The following is a 24,242-nucleotide window of genomic DNA, read 5'->3' on the forward strand; positions in this document are numbered from 1 at the left end:
CCTCCTCTTTTATCTCTACTAATATGTATTCGATTTTACTTGAAGCTTTCCTTCAACATAATGTGAAATTTCCATTATTTTTTTTGCAAAATTGTTCACATCCGTTATATCAAACCATTCTACCACCATCTTGTTCCGAAACCAAGTCAACTGCCTTTTGGCATAGCGTCGGGAATTTTGTTTTAAATTCTCTACCGCCTCTTCTAATGTAACATATCCATCTAAATATTGATAAATTTCTTTGTAGCCAATCGCTTGTATCGATTGATACTCGCGTAAATCCTGGTCATATAAGCTTTTCACTTCCGCAATAAGTCCTTCCTTGACCATGTTATCAACCCGGAGGTTAATGCGCTCATAAAGGCGCTCCCGTTCCATCGATAAACCAATTAGTGCCGTATTGTACAGGAGCTCTGGCTGTTGTCTGCTTTGAAATTCTTGCATCGTTTTACCAGTCAGATGAAAAATCTCAAGAGCGCGAATCACCCTTCTCACATTGTTTGGATGGATATGCGATGCACTATCTGGATCAATCTTCACTAATTCCTGATACAACGCATTACTTCCAATTTCTCTTTCTCTTTCCTCAAGCTTAAGTCGAAAGGTTTCATCACCCGGAACATCAGAAAATTGATAATCATAAATGATGGACTGAATATACAACCCTGTCCCACCGACAATGATGGGAAGCTTTCCTTTTTCAGCTATCTCCGTTATTTTAGCCCGTACAAGGTGTTGAAATTCAGCAACAGAAAAATTTTCAGAAGGCTCTTTAATGTTAATCAAATGGTGGGGAATTTCTTCCATTTCATCCTTCGTTATTTTTGCAGTCCCAATATCCATTCCACGATAAATTTGCATCGAATCCCCGCTGATAATTTCACCGTTATAGCGTTTGGCCATTTCGATACTTAATTTTGTTTTTCCTACTGCTGTTGGTCCAATGATAACTAATAATTTTTGTTTTAAATCCAAAATTTTCACACTGCCTTATTTACATTATCAGTGGAAGTAATCGTTTTTGTTCGCTTCCACGCTTACATCGTATCATATATTTGAAAAGCAGTTGAACATCAAATCAGTATATACAATATAAATCTTTTCTATGCTTATGTAAAAGACTTTTTTTATCCATGTTGCTTCCAAAGAAGGGAAGTTTTTCATGTAAATTTACAAAAGGATAACGGTTCATTTACAAACTGCTTTCTACCCCCACTTTCATGATAGGCTTGAACGTAGCTTATTTTGAAAAAATATTTAGGAATTAGGTGAAGAAATGCTTTCAACTTTTGATATGGGAATTGATTTAGGAACAGCAAATATATTGGTTTATAATAAAAATAAAGGGATTACCCTTAATGAGCCCTCTGTGGTTGCCATTGATACAAGAACAAATAATGTGGTTGCAGTCGGACTGGATGCAAAAGAAATGATTGGAAAAACTCCTGAAAAAATCGTTGCCATCCGCCCTTTAAAGGATGGAGTCATTGCTGATTTTGATGTCACTACAGAAATGCTGAAACACGTTATGCGAAAGGCCACAAAAAAAATAGGCTTTGCCGTTCGTAAACCCAATGTGATTGTTTGTATTCCATCCGGATCCACAAGTGTTGAACGAAGAGCGATTCATGACGCAGTGAAAAATGCTGGTGCCAAAAAAATTTCGTTGATTGAAGAACCAGTTGCAGCAGCAATTGGGGCAGGATTACCTGTAGATGAACCTGTTGCCAACGTGGTTGTCGACATTGGTGGCGGCAATACAGAAGTTGCGATTATCTCCTTCGGTGGGGTAGTTGCTTGCCATTCGATAAAAATTGGCGGAGATCGCCTGGATGATGATATTATTCAGTTTGTTCGTAAAGAATACAATTTATTGATTGGCGAAAGAACAGCAGAAAAAATAAAAATGGAAATTGGTTATGCACTTATTGATCATGAGGAACTTTTCCTCGACGTACGTGGTCGGGATCTTGTGTCTGGCTTGCCGAAAACAATTAATCTTTCATCCTATGAAATTCGTAATGCGCTGAAAGAAGCACTTCAGCATATTTTAGAAGCAATCCGGGCCACACTAGAAGATTGCCCTGCCGAACTCAGTGGTGACATCGTCGACCGTGGTGTCATCCTCACTGGCGGCGGATCACTAATGAATGGGATGGAGGAGTGGCTTAGCAAAGAAATCTTTGTTCCTGTTCAGCTAGCTCCAAATCCGCTCGAATCGGTGGCAATCGGAGCTGGAAAATCGCTTGCATATGTGAGTAAAATTCTAGCAGAAGTGAAATAAGACAACTCTATTATTTGTGACAACATTCAACAAAAAGGCTGAAGGACTAACCCCCTTCAGCCTTTATATATTTTCTTGGTTTTTGCCTTGTAATAAAATCTAGGTCACAATTAACTAGTTGGTCACCGTTCGACAACATTTTTTCGAATCTCTGTCACTGCAAATTACATTACTCATCCAGAGTAAACGTTCTATATACTTGTTTTCATAATTTAGAAAGTGGCTAATTAATAATGAACGTGACTATTATTCATAGTGACAAACTTAATATGAGTGTTCGATTCTTTAGCCAACTTTATTTACTCTTAAAAATTACGTTCTTTTGGCATACTATATGTAGTATTTAGAAAAAAAGGAGGAGTAATATGAGCAGAAATAAAAATGCACCAAATGAGAACTCTCTATCTCCTAGTGACTTGTTCGCAATGGAAAGTACACTACTAGCAATGGAAAGAACAAAATTGGCCATTGATAGAACACTATTAGCCTATATACGTACGTCCTTGACATTCTTTGCGGCTGCTGCAGCCCTTATAGAGCTTTTTGATAAAAGTATAAAGTTCAAAATCACAGCGTACATAACCATCTTTTTAGGAGCAATTCTCCTTTTGATTGGGTTTTATAATTATTACCGTTCAAAGAAATCAATCAAAACAATACAATTGTTTAAATAATTTAAATTGCAAATTGGCATTTCAAATATTTCTTTGACTTATAAATGCGACAAAATATTACTTTTTGCGACAAAATGTGCTAAAATTTGAAAAAGGCAAATTTTACGAAAGTAAAAGACGCAAAGCCACGGACCTAAAGCAAAATTTTTGTTATGGTAGCCGAGCTGCAAATAAGCTCTCTGCAAAGTACCCCTTTCCTAATTTGCCTTATTATTAATGGAAAGGTGTTTTAAATGAGTAAAACCATATTAATTGCTGACGACTCAAGGTTTAGTAGAAATTTAATAATGAATATCTTACATAGAGAAGGCTTCCAAGTTTTTTTTGAAGCTTCAGATGGTGCAATTGCCGTCGCTTTGTATAAAAAAAAGTCTCCAGACATTGTATTACTTGACTTAACTATGCCTACTTTAAATGGTCTAGATGCCTTAAGAAGAATAATTGAATTTGATCCAAGTGCAAAAGTAATTATTTGTTCCGCAATGGGGCAAAAAGGGTTAATAGTTGATGCAATAAAATCTGGAGCAAAAGACTTTATTGTAAAGCCATATTTTAATGATCTCGGTCCAGCAATTAGAAAACTATTTAGTTAATTAGCATTTCATATTGAAGTGCTATTTTTATGCCCCATAATAAGAGAACATTTCATAGATTTTTTTCATCCTACCTGGCTTCACCTTTTTCGCAAACTTTTAAATCACATAAATAAATATTGTCACGTTACACCTTATGTACAAGATTCATCGGCAGAGAATTTTTCAAAAGTGTTCCAAAAAACGAGCTCTGAGCGAAAAATGTGGTCGAAGCTTTAAAAAAGCACAGGAGAATCCTTATATATCAAGGATTCTCCTGTGCTTGAAATTACATCACCCGTTTAAACATTTTTTCCATTTCATAAATCGAATAGTGGACGATTATCGGTCTTCCATGGGGACAGGTAAACGGATCAGATGCTTTTCGTAAATCATCAAGCAGTGCTTGGATTTCATCATTTCGTAAATGTCGATTCGCTTTAATTGATGCTTTACAGCTCATCATGATGGCTGCTTCCTCACGTAGTCTTTTAATATCGACCTTTTTCATCGCTAAAAGTTGTTCGATCATGTCTTCGATGATTTGTTTTTCTTCTCCTTTTGGAAGCCATTGCGGATGGGAACGGACAATAAAACTATTCATTCCGAATTCCTCGAGAAAAATACCAACCTTTTCTAGCTCGTTTTGGTGTTCAGTAATTTTTATATAATCGTCAGTAGAATACTCAAATGTTAACGGAACAAGCATTTCCTGCAGTTCAGACTGAACCTGTCCCACTTTTTCACGGAAGTACTCATACTTTAACCGTTCCTGTGCCGCATGCTGATCGATAATATATAAGCCGTTTTCATTTTGGGCAAAAATATAGGTACCATGCATTTGGCCGATCGGGTATAGACGCGGTACTCTGCTCTCAGTTCGGTCATTTACACTACTAGCCGCTAAAAACTGCTCATCATTTTCACGGTCATCCTCAATGGATTCATTCCTTTTTTCCTTGACAATTTCACCACTAGGAAAAAATGGGTTTGCAGACTCCCAACCTTCTGTTTCATCAACATTTACCGCTCGGGTAGGAATATTTGAATATGGTGAAGCAGGAATTGGCCTGGTTTCCTTTATCGCTTGCGCATGTATTGGCCAATCTCTGTTATTTTCTTTAGTAGTCTTTGTGGTTACAGTTCCTTCATCAAGAATTAACGTCGTTTGTTCCGATTTTGTTTCTTCTTTTTTCACCTGAGAATAGGCTGTCGGAATCAGGATTTTCGATTTAAAAGCATCCTTTATGATCGTTGTAACCAGTTCATTCAACTCTGCTTCCTTACTTATACGAACTTCCATTTTCGATGGGTGAACATTGACATCAACTAGCAACGGATCCATTTCGATATTCAGAAGAACAATTGGAAATCTGCCAATTGGCAACAGGGTATGGTAGCCTTCCTGAATCGCTTTGGCTAATGGATAGTTTTTTATAAATCTACCATTTATCATCGTTGAGATATAGTTTCTTGATGCTCTTGTTACCTCTGGCATGGATGCATATCCGCTAATGGTATAATCAAGCGATTTACCGGTGATCGGAATAAGCTGCTTCGTGATTGTCATACCGTAGATAGCAGCGAGAACTTGGCGCATATCACCGTTTCCAGTCGTTTGCAGCAACTTCCGCTCATTATGAATTAAGCGAAAAGCCACCTCTGGATGTGAAAGGGCGAGCCTGTTGACAACATCTGTGATATTCCCAAGTTCTGTGTGAATTGTTTTCATATACTTCAATCGTGCAGGCGTATTATAAAATAAATCTGTTATAATAATATCGGTGCCGCGTCGACTCGAAGCTTTTTCAAACGTTTCGATTTTCCCACCCTCGATGACAACCCGGTTTCCGGCTCCTTCTCCGGTTGACGTTTTCATCTCAAGTCTGGAAACAGAAGCGATACTAGGAAGTGCTTCTCCACGGAACCCAAGGGTTCTGATGCGGAACAAATCATTTTCATCTTTGATTTTACTGGTGGCATGGCGTTGAAAGGCGATTAACACGTCCTCTTCGTCAATACCATATCCATTATCCGTAATTCGAATTTTCGCAAGACCGGCTTCCTCTACCTCAATTTCAATCACGGTACTGCCCGCATCAATCGCATTTTCAACCAGTTCTTTGACTACAGAGGCGGGGCGTTCAACAACCTCTCCCGCCGCTATTTTGTTGGATAGGGCATCATCTAATTGGATAATCTTCCCCATTCGCCTTCACCCCTTACTTTAACTTTTTCTGGAGTTCGTACAACATATTAATCGCTTGAAGCGGTGTTACATCTAATAAATCTAATTCTTTTATTTTTTCTAACACGCGTTTTTCTTTAGAAGTAGTTTCGTGTTTTTTCGTTTCTTTTGGCTCATCAAAAAAGGACAACTGTGCCGGCTGTTGTTCAGGATGTTTTTCCACTTCGATAACGGCTTTCGTTCTCTTTGGTTCCGGCTGGACATCCGTCTGCTCAAGTGCTGTTAAGATTTCATTGGCACGGTTAATTAATTCTTGAGGTAGTTCTGCTAGCTGTGCGACATGTATGCCGTAGCTCTTATCAGCTGGTCCTTCTTTAATTTTATGAAGGAAAACCACCTTACCATTATGTTCAATTGCACTGACATGAATGTTTTTTAATTTTGAAAGTCCTTCATCTAAAACGGTCAGTTCATGATAATGGGTGGAAAATAATGTTTTCGCACCAATCCGCATATGAATATATTCAATCATCGCCTGGGCAAGGGCCATTCCGTCGTAGGTTGAGGTTCCACGGCCGATTTCATCGAACAAGATTAAGCTATTTTGTGTTGCATTGGTAATCGCATTCTTTGCTTCTAGCATTTCGACCATGAAGGTACTTTGACCTGAGATCAAATCATCGGCAGCTCCAATCCGTGTAAACACCTGGTCAAAAATTGGCAGCGTTGCCTCAGATGCCGGTACATAGCAGCCGATCTGTGCCAAAATGGCGGTCAAGGCAATTTGGCGCATGTACGTACTCTTACCAGACATATTCGGACCAGTTATCAATAAGACTTCACGGTCGCTGTCCATATAACAGTCGTTCGGCACATATTCCTGAGCATTTAACACTTTTTCCACAACTGGGTGCCGACTATCTTTTACTGCTACCCGACGATCTGTAGAAAATTGCGGCTTTACATAGCGCCTATCTTCACTGACCTGGGCAAAACATTGCAGAACATCAAGCTCACTGACCGTTTTCGCTAATGCTTGTAAGCGTGGAATCTGTTCCTTCACTGTCTCGCGGATTTCGGTAAATAACTCATATTCAAGTTCACCACATTTTTCTTCCGCTTGTAAAATTAACGCTTCTTTTTCTTTTAATGCTGGGGTAATAAAGCGTTCCGCATTCGTTAACGTTTGCTTACGCTCATATTGCCCTTCTTCTAATAGATGCAAATTCGCTCTTGTCACTTCAATATAGTAGCCAAAAACGCGGTTATAGCCAACCTTCAACGACTTAATCCCGGTTTTATCCCGCTCTTCCCGTTCAAGTTGGGCAATCCAGGTTTTTCCGTTTCGACTTGCATCTCGATATTGATCCAACTGTGCATGATAACCGTCGCGAATCATATTTCCTTCTTTTAAGGAAAGCGGTGGATTTTCAACAATCGCCTGCTCTAATAAATCCGTGACCTCTTCACATGGATCAAGCTGCTCAGCTATTTGATTCACCTGTTCATCCTGCATATTTTGCAGGATTTGTTTTACTAATGGTACCTGCATTAAGGATCGTTTTAATTGCACCAAATCACGGGCATTAACATTGCCAAAGGCAACACGCCCTGCTAAACGCTCTAAATCATAAACTTCCTTTAATTTTTCCCGAAGCTCTTGGCGTTCAAAATATTGATTCAACAGGACTTCAACAATGGTTTGGCGGTGCTCTATTTTTGCCTGATTAATCAACGGCCGGTCAATCCATTGTTTTAACATCCTACCGCCCATTGCGGTCATCGTCTCATCTAGTAGCCATAATAAGGACCCTTTCTTTCCTTTCGAGCGAATCGTCTCGGTTAATTCTAGATTTCGTTTAGAATAGTAATCCATTTTCATGTATTGGTGAATTTGATAAGTTGCAACAGGCTGAAGATGGTCAAGGCTTCTTTTTTGCGAACGGAATAAATAGTTAAAAAGCCTTGCTACTGTTTGCTTCAATTTAGCTTGATTAAGGTTCTCAAGCAGATGAGAGAAGTTCATATCTATTGAACTATTATCCTCAAACGAGATCGCTAGCACATCTCGTTCGCGCATTTTCTTTTGCAACTCTCCATCAAAATTGCTGGGCAAAACGACCTCTTTGGCACTCAAAACCGCCAGTTCATTCAAAACGTCATCAAAATTATTCGAGAGCAAGGTAACCCTGCTTTCACCTGTTGAAATATCGTTGTAGGCAATACCATAGGTTTGATCATCAAAGGCGGTAATCGAGGCAATATAGTTGTTCTCTTTGTCCGTTAATCCTTTTCCATCCATCACCGTACCTGGCGTGATTAACTGGACTACCTCCCGTTTAACCATTCCTTTTGTTTGTTTCGCGTCTTCCATTTGCTCACAAATCGCAACTTTATAGCCTTTCGAAATTAGCTGTTCAATATAGTTTGCGGCTGCATGGTATGGTACACCACACATCGGAATTCGTTCCTCACTGCCACCTTCTCGGCTTGTTAATGTTATCTCCAATTCCTGTGATGCCTTAATCGCATCGTCAAAAAACATTTCATAAAAATCACCTAGGCGAAAAAATAAAAAGGCATCTTGATAATCTGCCTTAACGGTTAAATATTGCTGTATCATCGGCGTATAAGCAGCCATAATGACCTCCACGGTTATATTCATTTCGAGTATCTTCGACAAACTATTATAACACAAAATGAGCGTGTCAGGCACTCGTCGATTATTCGCCAAATTAAAGGGATATCCCAGTGTAAATAAAGAATTGGAAATCTACAGTTTGAGCAATGAAAAAAATAAAGGTGCAGAAGAATTCTTCTCCTGCACCTTTACAATCAACATCTTATCATTTATTAAAAATTACATTTAATGTAACAGTACCATTCGATTCTTCAACAATATTAGTTATTTGAATGCCTGTTTCAGTGCCCATTTTCGACCATTTGTATAATGAGGTTGTGTTTGGACCCACATTACCTTTAGGACTTATAGAGGTTACTTTGTATTTACCAGGGAATACATCGCCTGAATCTCCATCATTCAAATAGCGCTCCATATCAAAGGAACCATCTGCTTGAACAACACTTACCGCATAATGCCGCTCTCCATTGGCAGGATTTACTGGCACCTGTGTTAAACCAAGATGGTTTAAATCCCAGTTTTGCGCTTCATTTGGCCTCCAGAAATTACGTGAGAGAATATCCTCCACCACATGATAGACGACTAATCCATGTAATTTGTTACCATCTAAGTTGTATTCTAATCCAGCATCAAAACCAGTTTGCTGGCGATTCTCTAATAAGAAGTATTCACGACCGTCCGAGCCAGGAACATTAATCTTATAAATATCGGGCTGCTGTTCTACTGGATGAATAGTTAGTTGTTGATTTTTATTCACTTCAATCGCTTTAGCAAAGCCAAGATATGTTTTTGACCATGCATCCGGATGGACTGGTGAATTTCCTGAGTAATAACGGTTATTCATGTCACGACCGTATGAACCACCAGCCATTAAACTATACATTCCCACTCCTTCCGAATCATAACCATAATCATATAAATCTGGCAGCCCTAGAACATGACCAAATTCATGTGCAAAAACCCCAACGCTAGGTGGAGATGGTTCTCTTCCATTATAATCCGGTCCCACAATATCAGGATTTGATATTTTTAAATATCCTGTAATATCCTGCCCCACCTCTGGAACGATATTATACGTATCCACCGCTACACCGTCAACCACTGTGTGCTCTAATGTTGACTCATCTGGTTCTTCCCCAGTTTGATAATATTGTCCGAAATAGCTTGCACTTGTAATATCCCATTTATGTGACCATATTAGGCTTGGGTCCAAGCTAAATTCTGCACCCGTTCCACGATGGATGATTAGTAGATTAGGTACAATTTTGTCAATGGTTTGCCCGTCCTTAATAAATGATGTGGCATCATCACCATGCAGCCAGAAATCACCTGGTTGTGCTGGAACGGCATATTGGGAGAAGTCTACATCCTTTGATGCTAGATTAATAGCATCTTTTACCAACTCCCCAATATGTGCATCTCCATTTTCATTATGGTACCCTTTGTTCTGACCTAAATAATAGTCATAGGAATGCGGCAAGGTATACCATCCTGCAACATCAATATCCATACTGAATTTTCCATAGCTAACTTCTTTATAGAAATTCTTCATTGTGCGATTGGTAGAAGCCTCCTTTCCATTGAAAGTTGCTAAATGTTTAAACATATCCAATCTATAAGGATTAAACGTATCTCCATTTATAAGATCATCAAATTGATTAATTGGGATTGGGTCATATTTAACACCTGGAACAGCACTTTTTCCATCTGCAGCTAAAGGAAAATCCACCACAATGGCAATCCCTTTTGTCTTCAAATCCTCCACTCTTTTGGGCTGTAACCTCTCAGTTTCTTGTGGCTTACTATACGATTTACCATTATAGCCGTGTAGTTCTTTTCCTTTAATCGTGCCGCCTTTCTTTGAAACATCTTTTGAGAGATTAGGATCAACTTTTTGATAGTCTGGAAGCTTGGGTGTAAATTCCTCTTTCGTGAGTGGAGTTGATTTAGCAAATGCTGGAACAATAGAGAAAAATACCATTGCTAATACAAGTCCAAGTGAAAAAATTTTTTTCATTACATTTCCCCCTTTAACAGTTTGGATAAATAGTAATAGTGCTAATACACTACCAATTATTATTATAATTTCATTTGCCGGAATATTATGTCGATTATCCTTGTTAGTAAATTTCTTTTTTTGCCATACTTTGTTGAAAGGAAGTGTCTAATGATAGACAATTCGTTTTATTTCTTAACAGAATAAAATTTTTCTTATTAAAAATTACTTCATATTGTACTAACAATAAATTTCATTAAAGGAGTAAAAGCTATTTCATCGAATATACTTTACTAAAAGTTTGAATAAAAGAATTAATAACGTAAATGGGGTGGTTAAATGGTAGAGTGGTTTGGACACAGTTACAAAAACTATGATTTTCAGATGTTTTCCCTAAGTCACTTTGTTATTATTTCCATCCTCATTTTTGTTTCAATCTTGATATTTTTGTTTAGAGGTAAGCTGAAAGCAGAAGAATGGAGATATGCAGAAATCGGGGTAGCAATTTCGTTGATTATAATGGAAACAACTTATCATTTATGGATGTTACAAAATGGCAGTTGGCATGTTAGTCATGCCATACCTTTGGAATTGTGCAGCATCAGCTTGATTTTAACAGTGATATTATTACTGACAAGGAAAAAATTAATTTATGAGATTCTATTATTTACTGCATTACTAGGCGCATCTCAGGCGTTATTCACCCCATTATTACGTTATGACTTCCCTCATTTTCGGTTCTTTCATTTCTTTTATACTCATTTAATGATCATTTGGGTGCCGCTCTATTTTACTTGGGCAAAGGGATACAGGCCATCCATCTGGTCCGTATTAAAATTGTTTATCTTTTTGAATGTTCTAATGCCGGTTATTATGTTTATTAATAAGCTGGTGGGCGGAAATTATATGTTCTTAAGTCACAAGCCAAGGAGCGCAAGTTTATTGGATGTTCTCGGCCCCTACCCCTGGTATATTTTATCGTTAGAAGGTTTATTAATTTCATTAAGTTTAATCGTTTGGTTGATTTTCCGCGAAAAAGCTGTGAAAAAAGCAGAAATAACCAGAAATCTGCCGATTCAATAAAATCAACTTTTTATTGACCTTTTCCGATTAACTCATTATAATAAGTAACGTTCCTATTTTAGTGTCTCAGTAGCTCAGTAGGATAGAGCAACAGTTTCCTAAACTGTAGGTCGGAGGTTCGAATCCTCTCTGGGACGTACAAAAACCCTTGCCATAGCAAGGGTTTTTCTGTTTTATCTGTTATAGTTATTTAAAGTAAACAGCTGATTTGCCGCCATTTTGCCACCAAACGTAGCCTATTAATTGGTGTTATCATTGGTGTTCTATCCGGTGTTTTGCTCATGCTAATACAAAGATGGCTTAATAGCTGGTTCTAATACAAATTCATAGGTTGAGGGTTGCCAGCTTTTTAACTCGTACTTTGGGTTAAAAAGCTGGCAATGAAAATTAATTAAATAAAGCAAATTAAAGAACTTAAAATGCTGATTCCTACCTATTTTTCATAATTGGATCAGCATTTTTTGTTTATCTTACAAATGAAAGCCTGATATATCAATGGACTTCTAAGTTAAAAAGAATTTATCAAATATTAATAAGCACATTATGCCTTTTGTCTTGCTACGTACTCATCCAAATTACACTTAAATCTATAAAAGAATTGTCATTTTATCTAAATATTCAAAAGACAGGGATCAGAAACTTTTCCCCTGTCTCTTTGTATTACTTTTAAATAGAAAGTCCAATTTTTCAGCAGCATCCTGATCCGCACTTTTTAAAGAATGTCCATAGATATCCATTGTCGTTTGAATATTTGAATGGCCCAGACGGCTACTAATTGTTTTCATGTGTACGTTTTGATTAATAAGTAACGTAGCCGAGGTATGGCGAAGAGCATGAAAACGAAAAAGGAACATCATTAAAAGACATTCGAAATATGATCGACGAAAAATATAAAGGAACAGGAACACCATCCACTCCTACACCAATGCCAGAAACATAAAAAAACGCTGATATTCAGCGTTTTTTGTTGCTCTTTTTCCTTCAATTATACTTATTTATTTTTTCAAACAAAGTCTTAGCACAAGAATAAGGGATTGGAGGAATAATGCATGCTGCAAAATTTAGGGCAAAGAATTCGACAATTCCGGAAAAGAAAGGGATAACAATAAATATTTTTACTAAACAGCTAGGTGTATCTTTAGGATATTAAGTCAATTGGAAACTGGAAAAACAGAGACAATTGCCTTTTCTTATTAAAACTATCCTGCCTACTTTAAGTAGAACTCTTACAGTAGTTTTAGTACATTTCTTCAGAATCTTTTCTGTTAAACACCAAAATTAGCCGAGCAAATTTTTTCAGTGCACCTATTAGTCAAGTCTAAGCACTCTTCCATTAATTTTGTAATCCAAGTAGAGTTTTTATTAAACGTTATACCTTTATCCTTAACGCTATCAAAGTTCAATCCATAATGCATTCACATTCAAAAAGCTCTTTGAATAAACCATACTAGCCCAAAAGCTAATATCGCAGCTGATGTACTAGGGATGACCCATTTGATTGGTTTATATCTTAATTTTCTTATCCACAAAATTAATGGAAAAGCTAAGGATACGATCAATAGCTGACCAATTTCTATTCCTATATTAAAGGATAGTAGAGACACAGCCATATGATTGGTATCTAATCTCATTTCCGATAAGATTCCTGCAAAACCGAATCCATGAATGAGTCCAAAACCAAAGGCAAGCCACGGTTGGTGTTTCGAGTCCTTATTAAATATGTTTATAAGTGCAACGTAAATTATGCTTAATGCAATTGCTGACTCTACAAATCTACTTGGCAGCTGAACAATATTGAAAGTCGCCAAAGCCAATGTGATACTATGTGCAATCGTAAAGGCTGTCACTAAAGAAAGAATGTGACGAATCGTCCTAGCTCCAAAAAGCAAACTAATTACAAACAAGATATGATCATAACCAGTAAAAATATGCTCTAATCCTAGAACTACAAACTGTTTTACGTTTTGTAGAAAACTTATTTCTCCAATTTCTAATTCCCTTGATTCGAATGTTAAAATCTTTTCTTGTTGTTTCCCATTCAATTTAACCGTTGCATAATTCGCATGGCTTGGGTCAGAATCATCCATAAACATATTATACTCGACCACTAATTTTTCTGGTTTATGATCTATATTATAGGCTAAGTTAATAACCGCAAATGGTCTTTCCTTAATCATCTCTATTTCGCTTTTTTCTACTCGGCCTTCAATAAGTTGGCTGTCCGCATAAAGTTTTATATGGGAATTGATATATCCTTGTACAACTTTGTTTTCAATTAACTGTTTTTGATTTGTTTCCTTATTAAGAGCATGGCCCAGTTCCTCTAAATCTAGCTTTAATTCATAATCTAATGTTTTCTCATTGACTTCAATGTTAGAAAAACCTTCACTGTTATTGGTATGAGCAGAGGCTGGGGATGAAAGGAAAGAGCCAAATGGAAGTAAGATGAGCACGATACAGTACCATAATTTTTTCATTAAAATCCACGTCCATTTCTTTTGTTTACTTTCAAAGATGTGTCGACAAAAGATAACGGAAAGACGAGGAGTTTTTAATGCCCCTCGTCAAGACTTCCGTTTTCCCTCAATTATTTATCTGATTTCATGAAAATTGGGTTTGAATAGAACCAAAGATCATTCCACGGGTTCTCACCTTTAGGATCTGCTACTGGTTCTAATTGGTCTGTGTTAGTACCACGGAAACGAATGTAGCTATCTTTATCCACATCTTTTAAAGTATAAGTAATAGTGATGTATTCACCGTCTTGTTTCCAATCGTTTTCAGTGAAACGCTTCACAACTTTTGTTGTAGGATTAGAAGCAGAAGAGCGGTCTTCCACTTTTCCTTTAACATCCCCCATGATTAAGTCAACACGTTTTACATTTGGCTTATCTCCATGAGAGTTCGCAGCGTTAGGATCTTTGATGCGCATCGTTACCGTTACATCAGATTTTTTACTTGAAAGTGTTAGTGTTTCACCGATTGTTGCTGTATTTCCTTTTGCCTTAGCATGCAATGGTGATTTGCCTCCTGCTTGCAGTTTAACATCAAGTTCTGAGATAAGGGCACCCGTGGTAACAAATACATTACCTTTACGTAGGTTTTCCATTACATCTTTATAATTTTTCTCTGCTTTTACATATGTTTTAGAATATTCACCAGGCCAGAAGTCACTTCCTCCATCACGCCAGTTAACATGAGAGTCAGAGGTAGCAGTAACCCACCAGTGTCTTCCTTCACCTAACATCGAATCCCATAAACCACCAACGATAGCCGTCATTTGGTCAAATCCACCCATTGTTGGAGCGTTTGCGTTTCCATACGAGCCACGAGATCCTTTAGGATCAAGAGAGCCATCTGGGTTAATAGAAGCCGCCTGGTGTCCTGGAGCACCTTCCATACCGATAGAAATGTTAGGTGCGGTATCGTTCCAATTACGGAACTCTTGCGGAGTATCTAGTCCCCATACACCAACACCAGTAGCTGAGCGGGATGGATGATGTGCGATAGAAATTGGAAGCTCATCCATTTGTTTCATATAGTTAAGAGCTTCAATCATTTTTGATTCAGTGTTACGGCTTGGGTCACTTGGATAAGCATCACGAGAATTAAACTTGCTTTCAAGATCGTAAAGTACCTGTGATTCATTTTCACCTTTTGGGATCATTAGAGTGCTGTGGTCAGCTGCTGGTGTGTCTAGCTCCATTCCGTAGAATTGAAGAACTTCAGGAACAGCTGCACGGGATTTTAATAACTCAGGATATGCTTGTTCTAAGTTAACCTTTGAATGGTTAGGACCTCCATGATCTGTTGTCATCATCCAATCAAGTCCATACTTTTTAGCATTTTCGGCATTTTTGGAGATTGGATAGATAGCATCTCCACCCCTAATTGGAGTTGGAGGATTTGTAGAATTGTCCCAACCAACACTCCATTCACTATGTACGTGATGATCACCTGCAAGCCAAGATGCACTATTCTTTTTCACTTCTTCTTTTGATAATAATTGTGCTTCTGCTTTTTGATTCTCTCCCTCATTAAATAATGATTGGGTGGTAAGAGCAGTTGTTGCAAGAACAGTCGTTGCGATTAAAGGTATTGCCTTCTTAAAACGAGTTTTCATTTTTCCTTCTCCCCCTAATAAACTTGTTCTAACAGTTAAAATATTAATCTAGTTTTATTAGGGTTTTATGGATATTCCGTAAATTTTATGTAAATTTAGAAAAATCAAACAAAAGGCCTATTTTTATTAACTTATAGTATAAATAATAGAAAATATTTCGTGGTTTTACTGATTTCGAAAATGGAACAAACTTTAAACCACAGGATCCTCATTTTAATAATGTTAATGCAATGCTTGATTGCTAAGCGGTTATTTTTGGCTCTGGCTTCGATTCTATAAACCGGGAAGGCTTCACTGACATTATAAAAGCTCTAATTATATCTCCATTTTTAGACTTTATAGTAGGATTTATTTTAATGAAAGTATTAGCGGTTATTTTCAAGACCGCCAATCCTTATCGTGCAACTCGTGGTTTTCGAGGGTTTCAAATCATAGCTTCAGGTTTAGCTGCTTTTTTTCATGGAGGAATTGACGGACAAAAAACATGGGGATCATTGAAAATAATTCCCCGTAAGGAGCCTTTCTATCTTTTCTTCAAAAAAGAACCCGTTCGTAATATAAGGTTAGCCAGATTTCTGGTTGACCTTTTTTTATATGGTCTTATCATATCGGTAGTCGGGGGAAAACGTCGCACGCGCGGGATAGATCCCGTTAGCCAAACTGTTCACCCCCTACTTGTATAAACATGTTTCAGACTGTTTGGGACTATGATCCCTTTTATTAAGCTTTCATCTTTAAACATATCACTCGTTATGAATATTTTATGGCATTTATTCACAAAACAACATAAGAAGTCTAATTACGTGAAGGAGTTGATTGTGTATGCCACAATGGCAACCGCGCCGCGCACAGATCACACAAAGGATGTTGCCTCCCGAATTTTCTGTAAATCCTCTATTCTCCCGCAAAGGAGAAGAGGCCGTTCCACGTTTTCGGATGCGTGAACAAGGCATGTTGCCAGAAACTGCGTATCAAATTGTCCACGATGAAATTGCTCTGGATGGCAATGCACGTCTAAACCTTGCAACATTCGTTACCACTTGGATGGAACCCAGTGCAGATCTCTTATATGCCAAATCAGTCGAAAAGAACATGATTGATAAGGACGAATACCCGCAGACAGCGGCAATAGAGGAACGGTGTGTTCGAATTTTAGCCGATCTATGGCATTCGCCCTCCCCGCAAAATACGATAGGTGTTTCGACAACGGGATCGTCGGAAGCGTGTATGCTCGGTGGTCTTGCGTTAAAGCGGCGCTGGCAAAACGCGCGTAAGAGACAAGGGAAGCCGATTGACCGGCCAAATATCGTATTTAGTTCCGCTGTTCAGGTCGTTTGGGAAAAATTCGCGAACTATTGGGACGTTGAGCCGCGTTATGTGAATATTACCCCGGATCATCCTTATCTGGATCCAGAGGGTGTACTCGCTGTCGTAGATGAAAATACAATCGGTGTGGTGCCGGTTCTTGGGGTAACCTACACAGGCCTTTACGAACCGGTCGCCGCTATTGCGAGAGCCTTGGACGAGTTTCAGTCCAGAACGGATCTTGATATTCCGATACATGTAGATGCTGCTTCAGGAGGATTTATAGCACCGTTCCTTCAGCCGGACTTAGTCTGGGATTTTCAGTTGACCAGGGTGAAATCCATCAATGTTTCCGGACATAAATATGGATTAGTTTACCCTGGTCTGGGATGGGTCATTTGGCGTGAGGCTGAGGATCTCCCAGAGGATCTCATCTTTCGGGTTTCCTATTTAGGCGGCAACATGCCGACGTTTGCCCTGAATTTCTCCCGGCCTGGTGCACAAGTACTCCTGCAATATTATAACTTTCTGCGTTTAGGCAAAGACGGGTACTATGAGGTGCAAAAGGCATCTCAGACAGTGGCGCAATTCCTCAGCAAAGCGATTCATGACATGGGACCTTTTGAACTATTTACTGACGGCTCGGATATTCCAGTATTATCATGGCGACTGAAAGAAGGTTACACATCAAACTGGAATCTTTATGACTTGTCCCGCCAATTGCGTACATTTGGCTGGCAAGTGCCGGCTTATCCTTTACCCCCGGACATGGAGGATGTCACGATTATGCGCGTTGTGGTTCGAAATGGATTCTCCATGGACTTGGCTCACTTGTTCTTGATGAACTTCAAACAAGCCGTTTCATTTCTGGATTCCCTGGATGGACCAATACCACATGACACGAAATACGACAATGGTTATCACCATTGATGTCGAAACAATCAAGAGAGCAGCGGTATTATGTCAAGACCTAAGCAAAAAATAGTTTTTCTTGCATCAAGTTCTATTGAATAAATACACAAATACCAGTTTCCAAAGTATCGTTGTAATATAACTAGGACTCGACTTACTTAGAAGTGTTGCCACCAATTTACCACCAAACATCCTCTCTGGGACGTACAAAAACCCTTGCCTAGCAAGGGTTTCTGTTTTTACTATTTTTAGTTAAAGCTATTAAACAGCCAGTTTACCAAACGTAACATATTGCCACTATTTAACACTAAATTTTTCCGTCAAAGATAGTATTTCAATTTAAAGAAAATGCTCGGATAATCGCCTTTATTAATCATTTAAAAATCTAAATCCCTACCATTACTAGTAATAACCTTCTTAACCATTCAAAAGATTTTTTCTTAGTGCGTTTTAAAGTCACACAACCTTCATTGTCCCTATCCACATATATAAAGCCATACCGTTTATTCATTTCTCCTGTGCTAGCACTTACAATGTCAATCGATCCCCAGACTGTATAGCCTAATAAATCCACACCATCGTAGTCTACTGCATCTCGCATCGCACTAATATGCTCACTTAGATATTTTATACGATAATCATCTTTTACATAACCATTTTCATCAGGCGTATCGACTGCACCCAGGCCACTACGAATACTTCCTAGCTGAGGCAGATCAGTCGGCTGCGAGTCATTAAAATCCATATTGAGAATTGAGCAATTAATTTAATTCGCTACTACTTTGGGAGCGAAATGGCAGAATAAAAATTACCGGCTAGTTCAAATTTCAATTCTGCCTCGTTTAGACTTTATTATATTGTTTTCATTCATTTTTCGATCCCTCTGTCGAAGTTTGATTCAGAAGAACACAATGAATATTTAGATACGAAAAATCTTTAAACTCTGAACTATTGGTAATAATTAGGTATTTAACTAGTCCACAAACCCTTTGATTACATAGACTAATGTTGAAATACACCAAATTCATAAGGAGGTCTTTATATATGCATAGAAATTGGGGTTATCCATATGGTGGTGGAAGTGGTGGTTGTTTGCCACATTATGGTGCATGTCCACCTCAATACTGTCCACCTCAAATGTTGCCTACTCAATACGATCCACCGCAATTTTCACCACCGCAACAATTTGTAAAAACGAATTTGTCCAACACAGTCGTGGCTCATATTCACCCTTCTCACACCACTACAGTCAATAAGCATATGATTAATCATCAACACTATTTCCCGCACACAGAATCCTGTGTAAATGAATGTTGTGAGCATCATACAATGTGCGGAGTACCTCATAACCCTTGTTGTCCTTCAGGCCCATTCGGATATTAATTTCAAGAAGCCCCCATTCGGGGGTTTTTCATTTAATCTAAATAGTTAATCATATATACCGTAGGTACACATTTCGCAATCCATACTGCTTAATGTGTATTAGAAATTCATCCATAGACAACCACATACTTGTGCGTATAAACAGAAAGAACATGCTTTTTTTCTCATTAAAACATATAATGATAAAAAATTAGTTGGTGATAGCATGTACACCATTATTACTGGGACAGATGGACCAATATACTTAGGTTTCCCTTCACCCACGTTTGGAGCTTGGAGTCAGATCATACACTATAATCCTTATAGTTATCATATTGGACATAGCATCATTCACATGACACCGATCCTCTTTGGACATCCAGGTGCTTTTCCATATTTAGGACCTTACGTGCCTTTTCGAAATAAATGATTTTCCAGTCTTTATTCTGGCAACGCTTTACCCTAAATTGTATCTTAGGCATTATATGTACTGATTTGTAAGAATCCGAGTTTATCTAGATAAGTTTCCATACAAATGTAAGTAATTTGGGTTTTCCTGGAATTCACATAAAAGCACATAAGTACCCTATCCATTTTTAGTTAAGATAACACCAAGGCTACAGGAACGGGATGGATGGGCTCCGTTCGGTAACACTATTTTTGGGTTTATTTTAGTAAATGATTTGGGATTGTTCCTACTATATAAACAAAGGACAGATTAACTCAACCTGCCCTTTGTTCCTTTCATTTTAGTAGCCCATGAAAGAAGTTCCTACAATGATCAGTAAAATGAACAAGACAACGATTAATGCAAAACCACTTCCCATTCCATCACCCATGAATAACACCTCCAGAAATTATTTAATACTTTTCTCAATGGAAAAATGCATACCGTTAGGTTTCACAAAAAACTAACAGAAACTCGAAAGTACGATAATTAACAAAATGAACAAGACAACAATTAATACAAAACTACTGCCTCCGCCATAGCCTCCACCGTAGCCATAACCTCCGCCGCAACCATATGATCCCCAACACATATCTTTTCACCACCCATTGAAATATTAGAGGGAAAACACTTTACTATGTATATATATTTCATAAGACAAGGGTTGATTGGACAATCATCATAGTGTAAAAATAAAATCAGCAAACTTTTGAAAAAAATTCTAAAATTGAAAAGAAGCATTTGCAATACATGCAAACGCTTCCTAAGAGGTAAATATATGAGCTGGTTCGGTGGTAGTAATATCATATGCAATCGAAAAAAAAGGGAATGGACAAGTGCTGAAATTTTAAAAATAAACAGATGGACATTTTAGATGACATCAGGTCTTAGAATATTCGCTAACGATATGTATATCCACATCCCAATTAAATTAATAAGATTACATCCATAGCTAATTTTACCCGTTGACACGAATTTATTGAACTAATTATGCCTATCTTTTCAATCCGGGGAGATGTTATTTTATTTATTTTTTCACACATTTGAATGGATGGACTTGTTTAGATAATTCTGAGACTTATCAAGGGGTATTCCTAATCGCTAGGACTAGTTTTGCCACTATATTTATGAGAATGAGGATGGGAGCCATTAACTGTCGTTACGCCTTGAAAATTATGATAGTGTCCACCATTGGGCATTGGAACTGCAGGACCAGTTACGCCTCGAATTTCATGTTTATGCCCATCATTAAGGTAAGTAACCGTAAAGTATTGATGGTTATGGGGCACTCCAGTGGGAGCAGGTTCAGTTGTACCTGCATATCGATGATCATGCCCAGCATTAAAAGTGGTAACTCCTGAAAAATGATGTCTATGAATTGGTCTACCGTCCCACGAAGTTAGAAATAAAGTATGAGAATGCTCAGAATCCAAATTTGAATCTGCTGAATGAACAACAAACCCGGTAACCTGTATTTTCATACGATTTACCACCTTTCCTATTCTTTTTACACCTTATGATAGTGGTACAAAATTAATACCTGCGGCTTTTTATATCGAATGAAACGTTATGATTACTTTATTTATTTTTGTCAAAAAAAAAGCAACCGCTTAGGATGCTTTCTAATAAAAACTCTTGTTGCTAGTTGTAAATGGTTTTACCTATTAGTGGAAAAGTTATTATGGAATGCCATATAATGCTACCTCAGAGAGGACTGTTTAAAGAATTATTAAGCATAAAAATGACAAAAGGCACCCAAATAAGCTTATTCGGAATGCCTTTTGTCAACACTCTGAAATCCCCTTTGATAATGGAATTCTTATAGTTTTTTTATTCCTTTCCAGTCACAACTTGAAATAATTCTTCCTGGTCAATGTAACTGCCTGTGAATTCATGTGTTAAATTTCCTGACGAATCAAAAATAAAGGTTTTGTTATCATGCAAAACTTCTTCACCTTTTTTCTCAAAATGCACACCGAGGGTATTAGTCAATTTTTTAATCTCACTCATATCCCCTGTCAGCATTTTAAGGTAGGACCTTTCAAAATTCATTTTCTGTGCATGTTCCTTCATCACTTCAGGAGTATCATTTTCAGGATCAAGCGAAACAGAGACGAGTAAAAGATGATCAGAATTAATCCCTTTCGTTTTTATTTTCTGCTGTAAGCTGTTGAAATTCCCCAATAATATTGGGCATGCATTCGGATCCATGCAGTTCAAATATGTGAATGTCATGACTGTTGTTTTCCCCAAAAGCCCCTGTTTTGTCACAGTATTCCCATTTTCATCGATTAACTTAAAATCCGGTAATGCCGTCTGAGTTGTTACTTTATGGGCATTCACAGCCGTTTTTACTTCGACAGTGAACTCCTTTTCCACCTCAAATTTTTCGCCATCGTGCTCCACGTTTATATTTGCTACCCAGTCACCTTGCATCGGCAAATTGACAATTCCAATATACTTGCCATCCCCAATTTCTTCCACAGTAACAGGAATTGTTCCGTGGTCCATATTTTTCATATTCAAATTAACCTTTAACTTAGCAAATTTTACGGGCTTACCCTGCTTGTCTACAATTTTTAATTGCATTGCCATTGTTTTTCCTGGAGTAAATGTTTTGGGTGTAGATAGCTTCACATTATAGTTAGTTGAATGACCACACCCAGCAATTATCACTAGTAAAATACTCATTATAAAGATAGCAATTCTATTCATTTCTCTCAACCTCTCAGTAATATTATCAATAAGTTTTTGAATTAAGATTAAGCTGTCCCATCTATTATAGGCCCCCGCCTTTTTTTAAACTATGAAGTACTTCACTTATCTGTAATTTTCCTTAAATGCTATCAATGAGAAATGTTTTAAATACGCTCTAGAAAATTTCCAGTCTGTCTTCAACGAACAAATCAGCCCTATTATTAATTAGACACTAAAATAAAGAACAAATCGGAACCTTATCCAATAAAATAAAATTAGCTTATCAATATCATTCATTTGGAATGACCCATGTTTTTAAGGAGTGGTCATATGGGAATCATTACTGGAAAAGAGTTTATTGACCGCATTAATCAGCTAAATAAAGATATTTGGTTTGACGGGAAGAAGATTGAAGGAAACCTATCTGAACATCCTGCCTTCAAGGGAATCATGCAGAGCAAAGCATCTCTATATGATTTGCAGGCCGATCAAAACCTAAAGACCAAGTTGACTTACCTTTCAGCAGAAACAGGAGAAACCATCGGACTTTCCTATTTGCAGCCCAAAACCAAACATGATTTAAGGATGCGAAGGAAGATGATTGAACTTTGGGCAAAACACTCGAATGGAATGATGGGAAGAAGTCCCGATTATATGAACACTGCCGTCATGGCTTTTGCCTCTTCGACTGACCTTCTAGTAGCAAAAGAAAATTGCTTCCCAGAAAATATTCAATCCCTTTATGAAAGGGCTAAAAAAGAGGACCTTTCATTTACCCATACATTTATCACGCCACAGGTGAACCGTTCACAACTCCATTTTGAATCTTCTAAGGAGCCGATTTCCGCAAAGGTGATTGGTGAAAATGAAAATGGAATCATCATTAAAGGTGCCCGCCTGTTAGCTACTCAAGGCGGTCTAACGGATGAAGTGCTGGTTTACTCAGCAGGGGGAGTGTTTAATGAGTCTGAAGCGTACGCTTTTTCCATCCCATCTGATACAAAAGGGTTAAAATTTATTTGCCGGGAATCTTTTGCCGGCGGAGACTCATCCTTTAATTATCCTTTAAGTTCACGATATGAAGAAATGGATACAATCCTTGTCTTTGATCAAGTGTTAGTTCCATGGGATCGTGTATTTTTTTACAATAATGTTGAAGTTGCTAACCATTTCCTACTCCAAAGCTCCTTTCATCACTTTGCAACTCATCAGGTAATCACTAGACAGATAATAAAAACTGAATTTCTTTTAGGTGTTGCAGAGCTTCTTGTCGAGACGATTCAAATCAGTGAGTTTCAGCATATCCAGGAAAAACTTGCTGAAATCATCATTGGGCTTGAAACAATGAAGGCACTTTTAGTTAAATCTGAAGTAGAGGCAAATTTAGATGAATGTGGATATATGAGACCTAGCATTATACCTCTTCAGGTCGCCAGCATTATTTATCCTAAAATTTATCCAAGGTTCTGCGAAATAATTCAAATCGTTGGAGCCAGTGGAATGATATCTATTCCGACAGAAAAAGACTTTGATTCTATCATAAGAACTGATTTGGACCAGTATTTAAAAGGTGCTAATACGTCTGCAGAGAACCGTGTAAAAATATTTCGTTTGGCTTGGGATCTAACAATGAGTTCATTTGGTACACGACAAACCCAATATGAAAGATACTTTTTTGGGGATCCCATTCGGCTTTCCAGCCATTTATACAAAACCTATGCAAAAGAAAATCATGTAAAGCACATAGTCGATTTCTTGAATATAAAATAGAATAGAAGAAAGGATTATATACGCTCCTTCTTTGCTACCAAAAAAATCAGTTGCGTCCCCTTCACCCTAAGAACTACCAATTACAATGGGAATTTTATTTTTCAATCTCTTCAATCTTTTATCCATAACGTATTCCTCTCTGTTTCCTTTGAAAAATGAAACTAAAAAAGCTAAAATGACGAAATTC

Annotated in this window: 19 protein-coding genes, 1 tRNA gene, 2 pseudogenes and 1 riboswitch; of the genes and pseudogenes, 10 read left to right on the forward strand and 12 right to left on the reverse strand. The window is 37.7% G+C overall.

The genetic code is table 11. The features are described 5' to 3' along the window. Nucleotides 1-18: 18 nt before the first annotated feature. A complete protein-coding gene (gene miaA / locus M5A78_RS01535; protein WP_248733515.1) occupies nt 19-975 on the reverse strand; it encodes a tRNA (adenosine(37)-N6)-dimethylallyltransferase MiaA in 957 nt (318 codons plus the stop codon). Nucleotides 976-1,276: 301 nt separating this feature from the next. Here miaA and mreBH point away from each other — a divergent pair, with 301 nt between their 5' ends. From mreBH to M5A78_RS01550, 3 genes are all read left to right on the forward strand, one after another. After that, the gene (mreBH, locus tag M5A78_RS01540) at nt 1,277-2,284 is read left to right on the forward strand and encodes a rod-share determining protein MreBH (RefSeq protein ID WP_248733516.1); all 1,008 of its coding nucleotides are present in this window, start codon (nt 1,277-1,279) and stop codon (nt 2,282-2,284) included. A 365-nt stretch (nt 2,285-2,649) separates the two neighbouring features. Then, a complete protein-coding gene (locus M5A78_RS01545; protein WP_248733517.1) occupies nt 2,650-2,958 on the forward strand; it encodes a DUF202 domain-containing protein in 309 nt (102 codons plus the stop codon). A gap of 84 nt (nt 2,959-3,042) precedes the next feature. Beyond that, nucleotides 3,043-3,130: riboswitch (cyclic di-GMP riboswitch) on the forward strand. A 61-nt stretch (nt 3,131-3,191) separates the two neighbouring features. Further along, on the forward strand, nt 3,192-3,551 hold the full coding sequence (locus M5A78_RS01550; protein ID WP_248733518.1) for a response regulator: 360 nt from the start codon (nt 3,192-3,194) through the stop codon (nt 3,549-3,551). A 268-nt stretch (nt 3,552-3,819) separates the two neighbouring features. On the opposite strand, the gene mutL is transcribed toward M5A78_RS01550, so the two are convergent. The 3 genes from mutL to M5A78_RS01565 form a co-directional block, all read right to left on the reverse strand. Further along, nucleotides 3,820-5,739 (reverse strand): DNA mismatch repair endonuclease MutL, encoded by a 1,920-nt coding sequence (mutL, locus tag M5A78_RS01555; RefSeq protein ID WP_248733519.1) that lies wholly within the window; start codon nt 5,737-5,739, stop codon nt 3,820-3,822. A 13-nt stretch (nt 5,740-5,752) separates the two neighbouring features. Further along, on the reverse strand, nt 5,753-8,359 hold the full coding sequence (mutS, locus tag M5A78_RS01560) for a DNA mismatch repair protein MutS (RefSeq protein ID WP_248733520.1): 2,607 nt from the start codon (nt 8,357-8,359) through the stop codon (nt 5,753-5,755). 205 nt (nt 8,360-8,564) lie between these two features. After that, on the reverse strand, nt 8,565-10,376 hold the full coding sequence (locus M5A78_RS01565; RefSeq protein WP_248733521.1) for a M6 family metalloprotease domain-containing protein: 1,812 nt from the start codon (nt 10,374-10,376) through the stop codon (nt 8,565-8,567). A gap of 318 nt (nt 10,377-10,694) precedes the next feature. Here M5A78_RS01565 and M5A78_RS01570 point away from each other — a divergent pair, with 318 nt between their 5' ends. Both M5A78_RS01570 and M5A78_RS01575 read left to right on the forward strand, forming a co-directional pair. Continuing rightward, on the forward strand, nt 10,695-11,438 hold the full coding sequence (locus M5A78_RS01570) for a YwaF family protein (protein WP_248733522.1): 744 nt from the start codon (nt 10,695-10,697) through the stop codon (nt 11,436-11,438). A 63-nt stretch (nt 11,439-11,501) separates the two neighbouring features. After that, nucleotides 11,502-11,575, forward strand: a tRNA-Arg gene (locus M5A78_RS01575). 495 nt (nt 11,576-12,070) lie between these two features. On the opposite strand, the gene M5A78_RS24780 is transcribed toward M5A78_RS01575, so the two are convergent. Beyond that, nucleotides 12,071-12,295 (reverse strand): tyrosine-type recombinase/integrase, encoded by a 225-nt coding sequence (locus M5A78_RS24780; RefSeq protein ID WP_406603654.1) that lies wholly within the window; start codon nt 12,293-12,295, stop codon nt 12,071-12,073. Between M5A78_RS24780 and M5A78_RS24860 the strand changes: the two are divergent. Continuing rightward, nucleotides 12,274-12,378, forward strand: a pseudogene (locus tag M5A78_RS24860) (PCYCGC motif-containing (lipo)protein); the annotation flags it as partial. The gene M5A78_RS24780 and the pseudogene M5A78_RS24860 sit on opposite strands and share 22 nt — an antisense overlap. A 481-nt stretch (nt 12,379-12,859) precedes the next feature. Here the strand turns inward: M5A78_RS24860 and M5A78_RS01590 are convergent. Continuing rightward, nucleotides 12,860-13,915, reverse strand: coding sequence for a HupE/UreJ family protein (locus M5A78_RS01590; protein WP_248733523.1), 1,056 nt, complete (start codon nt 13,913-13,915; stop codon nt 12,860-12,862). 110 nt (nt 13,916-14,025) lie between these two features. Continuing rightward, nucleotides 14,026-15,561 carry a CehA/McbA family metallohydrolase domain-containing protein gene (locus tag M5A78_RS01595; RefSeq protein ID WP_248733524.1) on the reverse strand — a complete coding sequence of 512 codons (1,536 nt, stop codon included), beginning with the start codon at nt 15,559-15,561 and terminating at the stop codon, nt 14,026-14,028. 356 nt (nt 15,562-15,917) lie between these two features. Here M5A78_RS01595 and M5A78_RS01600 point away from each other — a divergent pair, with 356 nt between their 5' ends. Both M5A78_RS01600 and M5A78_RS01605 read left to right on the forward strand, forming a co-directional pair. Further along, the gene (locus M5A78_RS01600) at nt 15,918-16,244 is read left to right on the forward strand and encodes an inorganic phosphate transporter (protein ID WP_248733525.1); all 327 of its coding nucleotides are present in this window, start codon (nt 15,918-15,920) and stop codon (nt 16,242-16,244) included. A gap of 139 nt (nt 16,245-16,383) precedes the next feature. Continuing rightward, nucleotides 16,384-17,796: a glutamate decarboxylase gene (locus tag M5A78_RS01605; protein WP_248733526.1), complete on the forward strand. Its 1,413-nt coding sequence runs from the start codon at nt 16,384-16,386 to the stop codon at nt 17,794-17,796. A gap of 359 nt (nt 17,797-18,155) precedes the next feature. On the opposite strand, the pseudogene M5A78_RS01610 reads toward M5A78_RS01605, so the two are convergent. Then, nucleotides 18,156-18,475, reverse strand: a pseudogene (locus M5A78_RS01610) (family 1 glycosylhydrolase); the annotation flags it as partial. 440 nt (nt 18,476-18,915) lie between these two features. Between M5A78_RS01610 and M5A78_RS01615 the strand changes: the two are divergent. Continuing rightward, nucleotides 18,916-19,161: a CotD family spore coat protein gene (locus M5A78_RS01615; protein WP_248733741.1), complete on the forward strand. Its 246-nt coding sequence runs from the start codon at nt 18,916-18,918 to the stop codon at nt 19,159-19,161. A gap of 728 nt (nt 19,162-19,889) precedes the next feature. Here M5A78_RS01615 and M5A78_RS01620 read toward each other — a convergent pair. The 4 genes from M5A78_RS01620 to M5A78_RS01635 form a co-directional block, all read right to left on the reverse strand. Beyond that, the gene (locus tag M5A78_RS01620; RefSeq protein WP_406603655.1) at nt 19,890-19,979 is read right to left on the reverse strand and encodes a YjcZ family sporulation protein; all 90 of its coding nucleotides are present in this window, start codon (nt 19,977-19,979) and stop codon (nt 19,890-19,892) included. 72 nt (nt 19,980-20,051) lie between these two features. After that, a complete protein-coding gene (locus M5A78_RS01625; protein WP_248733527.1) occupies nt 20,052-20,180 on the reverse strand; it encodes a YjcZ family sporulation protein in 129 nt (42 codons plus the stop codon). A 502-nt stretch (nt 20,181-20,682) separates the two neighbouring features. After that, complete coding sequence (locus tag M5A78_RS01630; RefSeq protein WP_248733528.1) at nt 20,683-21,069, reverse strand: YmaF family protein; 387 nt, start codon at nt 21,067-21,069, stop codon at nt 20,683-20,685. A 349-nt stretch (nt 21,070-21,418) separates the two neighbouring features. Beyond that, the gene (locus M5A78_RS01635) at nt 21,419-22,303 is read right to left on the reverse strand and encodes a FixH family protein (RefSeq protein ID WP_248733529.1); all 885 of its coding nucleotides are present in this window, start codon (nt 22,301-22,303) and stop codon (nt 21,419-21,421) included. Between the two features lie 312 nt (nt 22,304-22,615). On the opposite strand from M5A78_RS01635, the gene hpaB reads away from it, so the two are divergent. Continuing rightward, complete coding sequence (gene hpaB / locus M5A78_RS01640; protein ID WP_248733530.1) at nt 22,616-24,055, forward strand: 4-hydroxyphenylacetate 3-monooxygenase, oxygenase component; 1,440 nt, start codon at nt 22,616-22,618, stop codon at nt 24,053-24,055. The last annotated feature ends 187 nt before the right edge of the window (nt 24,056-24,242 follow it).

It is taken from the genome of Neobacillus rhizosphaerae, from assembly GCF_937468385.1.
In the GTDB taxonomy this organism is placed as follows: Bacteria; Bacillota; Bacilli; order Bacillales; family Cytobacillaceae; genus Neobacillus; species Neobacillus rhizosphaerae.

Excerpts from the sequence above, each read along its gene's own strand:
- M5A78_RS01565 (WP_248733521.1), bottom strand. The coding sequence starts at position 10,376 with ATGAAAAAAATTTTTTCACTTGGACTTGTATTAGCAATGGTATTTTTC.
- M5A78_RS01570 (WP_248733522.1), top strand. The coding sequence starts at position 10,695 with ATGGTAGAGTGGTTTGGACACAGTTACAAAAACTATGATTTTCAGATG.
- mutS (WP_248733520.1), bottom strand. The coding sequence starts at position 8,359 with ATGGCTGCTTATACGCCGATGATACAGCAATATTTAACCGTTAAGGCA.
- M5A78_RS01550 (WP_248733518.1), top strand. The coding sequence starts at position 3,192 with ATGAGTAAAACCATATTAATTGCTGACGACTCAAGGTTTAGTAGAAAT.
- M5A78_RS01600 (WP_248733525.1), top strand. The coding sequence starts at position 15,918 with ATGAAAGTATTAGCGGTTATTTTCAAGACCGCCAATCCTTATCGTGCA.
- M5A78_RS01590 (WP_248733523.1), bottom strand. The coding sequence starts at position 13,915 with ATGAAAAAATTATGGTACTGTATCGTGCTCATCTTACTTCCATTTGGC.
- M5A78_RS01545 (WP_248733517.1), top strand. The coding sequence starts at position 2,650 with ATGAGCAGAAATAAAAATGCACCAAATGAGAACTCTCTATCTCCTAGT.
- M5A78_RS01635 (WP_248733529.1), bottom strand. The coding sequence starts at position 22,303 with ATGAATAGAATTGCTATCTTTATAATGAGTATTTTACTAGTGATAATT.
- M5A78_RS24780 (WP_406603654.1), bottom strand. The coding sequence starts at position 12,295 with ATGATGTTCCTTTTTCGTTTTCATGCTCTTCGCCATACCTCGGCTACG.
- hpaB (WP_248733530.1), top strand. The coding sequence starts at position 22,616 with ATGGGAATCATTACTGGAAAAGAGTTTATTGACCGCATTAATCAGCTA.
- M5A78_RS01620 (WP_406603655.1), bottom strand. The coding sequence starts at position 19,979 with ATGGGTGATGGAATGGGAAGTGGTTTTGCATTAATCGTTGTCTTGTTC.
- M5A78_RS01605 (WP_248733526.1), top strand. The coding sequence starts at position 16,384 with ATGCCACAATGGCAACCGCGCCGCGCACAGATCACACAAAGGATGTTG.
- M5A78_RS01595 (WP_248733524.1), bottom strand. The coding sequence starts at position 15,561 with ATGAAAACTCGTTTTAAGAAGGCAATACCTTTAATCGCAACGACTGTT.
- M5A78_RS01630 (WP_248733528.1), bottom strand. The coding sequence starts at position 21,069 with ATGAAAATACAGGTTACCGGGTTTGTTGTTCATTCAGCAGATTCAAAT.
- mutL (WP_248733519.1), bottom strand. The coding sequence starts at position 5,739 with ATGGGGAAGATTATCCAATTAGATGATGCCCTATCCAACAAAATAGCG.
- M5A78_RS01625 (WP_248733527.1), bottom strand. The coding sequence starts at position 20,180 with ATGTGTTGGGGATCATATGGTTGCGGCGGAGGTTATGGCTACGGTGGA.
- M5A78_RS01615 (WP_248733741.1), top strand. The coding sequence starts at position 18,916 with ATGTTGCCTACTCAATACGATCCACCGCAATTTTCACCACCGCAACAA.
- mreBH (WP_248733516.1), top strand. The coding sequence starts at position 1,277 with ATGCTTTCAACTTTTGATATGGGAATTGATTTAGGAACAGCAAATATA.